Annotated in this window: 3 rRNA genes; all 3 read left to right on the forward strand. The window is 55.5% G+C overall.

Going from position 1 to position 5,430, the window contains the following annotated elements:
- The first annotated feature begins 206 nt into the window (after positions 1–206).
- The 3 genes from MR1_RS18395 to rrf all read left to right on the forward strand — a co-directional run bounded on the left by MR1_RS18395 (position 207) and on the right by rrf (position 5,429).
- Positions 207–1,731: ribosomal RNA gene (locus MR1_RS18395) — 16S ribosomal RNA — on the forward strand.
- Between the two features lie 370 nt (positions 1,732–2,101).
- A 23S ribosomal RNA gene (locus MR1_RS18400) occupies positions 2,102–5,204 on the forward strand.
- Positions 5,205–5,312: 108 nt separating this feature from the next.
- A 5S ribosomal RNA gene (gene rrf / locus MR1_RS18405) occupies positions 5,313–5,429 on the forward strand.
- Together the 16S, 23S and 5S rRNA genes form the textbook arrangement of a ribosomal RNA operon.
- The last annotated feature ends 1 nt before the right edge of the window (position 5,430 follow it).

The raw sequence follows: 5,430 nt of genomic DNA on the forward strand, positions 1-5,430 counted from the left end.
GGAGCATCCGATCCTTGAGAACTCAACAGCGTGCACTTGTCAAATGCCAAATAACCTCGCCTCGGCTTCGGCTGGGGGAGATTCCTTTGGATCAAAATTGGTCAGCCCTTTGGGGTTGGCTGTGGATGAAGTCAGTTGATTTTGTCTTTTTGGTCAGTTTCAAACTCGCTGCGTCACCGTTTTCCCGGTGGGGTATGCATTTTTTCTTTACGGAGAGTTTGATCCTGGCTCAGGATGAACGCTGGCGGCGTGCTTAACACATGCAAGTCGAACGATGAAGCCGGGGCTTGCCCTGGTGGATTAGTGGCGAACGGGTGAGTAACACGTGAGCAACCTGCCCTGGACTCTGGGATAAGCGCTGGAAACGGCGTCTAATACTGGATACGAGACGTGGCCGCATGGTCAACGTTTGGAAAGATTTTTCGGTCTGGGATGGGCTCGCGGCCTATCAGCTTGTTGGTGAGGTAATGGCTCACCAAGGCGTCGACGGGTAGCCGGCCTGAGAGGGTGACCGGCCACACTGGGACTGAGACACGGCCCAGACTCCTACGGGAGGCAGCAGTGGGGAATATTGCACAATGGGCGGAAGCCTGATGCAGCAACGCCGCGTGAGGGATGACGGCCTTCGGGTTGTAAACCTCTTTTAGCAGGGAAGAAGCGAAAGTGACGGTACCTGCAGAAAAAGCGCCGGCTAACTACGTGCCAGCAGCCGCGGTAATACGTAGGGCGCAAGCGTTATCCGGAATTATTGGGCGTAAAGAGCTCGTAGGCGGTTTGTCGCGTCTGCTGTGAAATCCCGAGGCTCAACCTCGGGCCTGCAGTGGGTACGGGCAGACTAGAGTGCGGTAGGGGAGATTGGAATTCCTGGTGTAGCGGTGGAATGCGCAGATATCAGGAGGAACACCGATGGCGAAGGCAGATCTCTGGGCCGTAACTGACGCTGAGGAGCGAAAGGGTGGGGAGCAAACAGGCTTAGATACCCTGGTAGTCCACCCCGTAAACGTTGGGAACTAGTTGTGGGGTCCTTTCCACGGATTCCGTGACGCAGCTAACGCATTAAGTTCCCCGCCTGGGGAGTACGGCCGCAAGGCTAAAACTCAAAGGAATTGACGGGGACCCGCACAAGCGGCGGAGCATGCGGATTAATTCGATGCAACGCGAAGAACCTTACCAAGGCTTGACATACACGAGAACGGGCCAGAAATGGTCAACTCTTTGGACACTCGTGAACAGGTGGTGCATGGTTGTCGTCAGCTCGTGTCGTGAGATGTTGGGTTAAGTCCCGCAACGAGCGCAACCCTCGTTCTATGTTGCCAGCACGTTATGGTGGGAACTCATGGGATACTGCCGGGGTCAACTCGGAGGAAGGTGGGGATGACGTCAAATCATCATGCCCCTTATGTCTTGGGCTTCACGCATGCTACAATGGCCGGTACAAAGGGCTGCAATACCGTGAGGTGGAGCGAATCCCAAAAAGCCGGTCCCAGTTCGGATTGAGGTCTGCAACTCGACCTCATGAAGTCGGAGTCGCTAGTAATCGCAGATCAGCAACGCTGCGGTGAATACGTTCCCGGGTCTTGTACACACCGCCCGTCAAGTCATGAAAGTCGGTAACACCTGAAGCCGGTGGCCTAACCCTTGTGGAGGGAGCCGTCGAAGGTGGGATCGGTAATTAGGACTAAGTCGTAACAAGGTAGCCGTACCGGAAGGTGCGGCTGGATCACCTCCTTTCTAAGGAGCATCTGACACCTTCGGGTGTCCAGAACCCCGATCGGGCCCGAATGTGGCTCGCTGGGAGCTCATGGGTGGAACATTTGACAAGGCGTCAGGGCCAAGGGTTTCTGCTAGTACGCACTTCGGTGTGGGAACGTGGGGGTCTGCGGGTCTGGTGCCATGCACGCTGTTGGGTCCTGAGGGACCGGATGTGAGTCCGTTCCTCTGGGCCTCTCGTTGTCTGCCGGTTGGTGGATGGGGAGGGGTACCGCCCGTACTTTGAGAACTACACAGTGGACGCGAGCATCTTAAAGGGCTCAGGCCTTCGGGTTTGAGTTCGAAACGATAGATACGGCCCCGATTTTCCTGTCGGGGTCGGCTCATGTGATTTCAAGTCTTTAAGAGCAAACGGTGGATGCCTTGGCATCTGGAGCCGAAGAAGGACGTAGCAATCTGCGATAAGCCTCGGGGAACTGATAAGCGAGTTTTGATCCGAGGATGTCCGAATGGGGAAACCCCGCTGGGCGGCGTGCCGACCTAGTGACTCCCGCCTGAATATATAGGGCGGGTAGAGGGAACGTGGGGAAGTGAAACATCTCAGTACCCACAGGAAGAGAAAACAACAGTGATTCCGTGAGTAGTGGCGAGCGAAACCGGATGAGGCTAAACCGGGTGTGTGTGATAGCCGGCAGGCGTTGCATGCCCGGGGTTGTGGGACTTTCCTGGATCTTCTGCCGAAGGTCCGACGTGACGTGGAGGTATAGGCGAACGGTCTTGAAAGGCCGGTCATAGAGGGTGCCAACCCCGTAGCCGAAATGCCTTGCATGGCGTGGAGAGTATCCCAAGTAGCACGGGGCCCGTGAAATCCCGTGTGAATCTGTCAGGACCACCTGATAAGCCTAAATACTCCCAGATGACCGATAGCGGACAAGTACCGTGAGGGAAAGGTGAAAAGTACCCCGGGAGGGGAGTGAAATAGTACCTGAAACCGTTTGCTTACAAACCGTTGGAGCCTCCTTAGTAGGGGTGACAGCGTGCCTTTTGAAGAATGAGCCTGCGAGTTAGTGATACGTGGCGAGGTTAACCCGTGTGGGGTAGCCGTAGCGAAAGCGAGTCTGAATAGGGCGATTCAGTCGCGTGTCCTAGACCCGAAGCGAAGTGATCTATCCATGGCCAGGCTGAAGCGACGGTAAGACGTCGTGGAGGGCCGAACCCACTTAGGTTGAAAACTGAGGGGATGAGCTGTGGATAGGGGTGAAAGGCCAATCAAACTTCGTGATAGCTGGTTCTCTCCGAAATGCATTTAGGTGCAGCGTTGCGTGTTTCTTGCCGGAGGTAGAGCTACTGGATGGCCGATGGGCCCTACAAGGTTACTGACGTCAGCCAAACTCCGAATGCCGGTAAGTGAGAGCGCAGCAGTGAGACTGTGGGGGATAAGCTTCATAGTCGAGAGGGAAACAACCCAGACCACCATCTAAGGTCCCTAAGCGCGTGCTAAGTGGGAAAGGATGTGGAGTTGCTTAGACAACCAGGAGGTTGGCTTAGAAGCAGCCACCCTTGAAAGAGTGCGTAATAGCTCACTGGTCAAGTGATTCCGCGCCGACAATGTAACGGGGCTCAAGCACGCCACCGAAGTTGTGGCATTGACATTTATAGGTAGGCCTTCGTGGTCCAGCCGTGTTGATGGGTAGGAGAGCGTCGTGTGGCCGGTGAAGCGGCGGGGTGACCCAGCCGTGGAGGCTACACGAGTGAGAATGCAGGCATGAGTAGCGAAAGACGTGTGAGAAACACGTCCTCCGGAAGACCAAGGGTTCCAGGGTCAAGCTAATCTTCCCTGGGTAAGTCGGGACCTAAGGCGAGGCCGACAGGCGTAGTCGATGGACAACGGGTTGATATTCCCGTACCGGCGAAGAACCGCCCAAGCTAATCCAGTAATGCTAAGTGTCCGAAGCCAGTCATCGTCACCTTCGGGTGGCACCGGCTGGTGGAGCACACGACCCTATGCTGGGGCGGCTAGCGTATTAACAGGTGTGACGCAGGAAGGTAGCCCAAGCCAGGCGATGGTTGTCCTGGTGCAAGTGCGTAGGCCGAGTCATAGGCAAATCCGTGACTCATTGAGGCTGAGACACGATGCGGATGAAAAGTGGGTGATCCTATGCTGCCGAGAAAAGCATCGACGCGAGGTTCTAGCTGCCCGTACCCCAAACCGACTCAGGTGGTCAGGTAGAGAATACCAAGGAGATCGAGAGAATCGTGGTTAAGGAACTCGGCAAAATGCCCCCGTAACTTCGGGAGAAGGGGGGCCATCCACTTATACCGCCTTGCGCGGGAAAGGGTGTGGTGGCCGCAGAGACTAGTGGGTAGCGACTGTTTACTAAAAACACAGGTCCGTGCGAAGTCGCAAGACGATGTATACGGACTGACGCCTGCCCGGTGCTGGAAGGTTAAGAGGACGGGTTAGCTTCGGCGAAGCTCAGAATTTAAGCCCCAGTAAACGGCGGTGGTAACTATAACCATCCTAAGGTAGCGAAATTCCTTGTCGGGTAAGTTCCGACCTGCACGAATGGCGTAACGACTTCCCAACTGTCTCAACCGCGAACTCGGCGAAATTGCATTACGAGTAAAGATGCTCGTTACGCGCAGCAGGACGGAAAGACCCCGTGACCTTTACTACAGCTTGGTATTGGTGTTCGGTGTGGCTTGTGTAGGATAGGTGGGAGACTGTGAAGCGGACACGCCAGTGTTCGTGGAGTCATTGTTGAAATACCACTCTGGTCACTCTGGATATCTAACTTCGAACCGTGATCCGGTTCAGGGACAGTGCCTGGTGGGTAGTTTAACTGGGGCGGTTGCCTCCCAAAGAGTAACGGAGGCGCCCAAAGGTTCCCTCAACCTGGTTGGCAATCAGGTGGCGAGTGTAAGTGCACAAGGGAGCTTGACTGTGAGACTGACAGGTCGAGCAGGGACGAAAGTCGGGACTAGTGATCCGGCAGTGGCTTGTGGAAGCGCTGTCGCTCAACGGATAAAAGGTACCTCGGGGATAACAGGCTGATCTTGCCCAAGAGTCCATATCGACGGCATGGTTTGGCACCTCGATGTCGGCTCGTCGCATCCTGGGGCTGGAGTAGGTCCCAAGGGTTGGGCTGTTCGCCCATTAAAGCGGTACGCGAGCTGGGTTTAGAACGTCGTGAGACAGTTCGGTCCCTATCCGCTGCGCGCGTAGGAAGTTTGAGAGGATCTGACCCTAGTACGAGAGGACCGGGTTGGACGAACCTCTGGTGTGCCAGTTGTTCCGCCAGGAGCACCGCTGGTTAGCTACGTTCGGGATGGATAACCGCTGAAAGCATCTAAGCGGGAAGCCGGCCTCAAGATGAGACTTCCATACCTTCGGGTGAGAGGCTCCCAGCTAGACTACTGGGTTGATAGGCCAGATGTGGAAGCACGGTAACGTGTGTAGCTGACTGGTACTAATAAGCCGATGACTTGATAACACACCGTTCTAGGTGTTCGCGTCCACTGAGTGGTTCTCGATGTACGGTCGAGAACCCCAACAACATGACTCGTCATGTTCTTGGTTTTGATTGAAACATCAATAGTGTTTCGGCGGCCATAGCGTGAGGGAAACGCCCGGTTACATTCCGAACCCGGAAGCTAAGCCTCACAGCGCCGATGGTACTGCAGGGGGGACCCTGTGGGAGAGTAGGACACCGCCGGACT

Source organism: Microbacterium resistens NBRC 103078, from assembly GCF_001552355.1.
Lineage (GTDB): Bacteria > Actinomycetota > Actinomycetes > Actinomycetales > Microbacteriaceae > Microbacterium > Microbacterium resistens.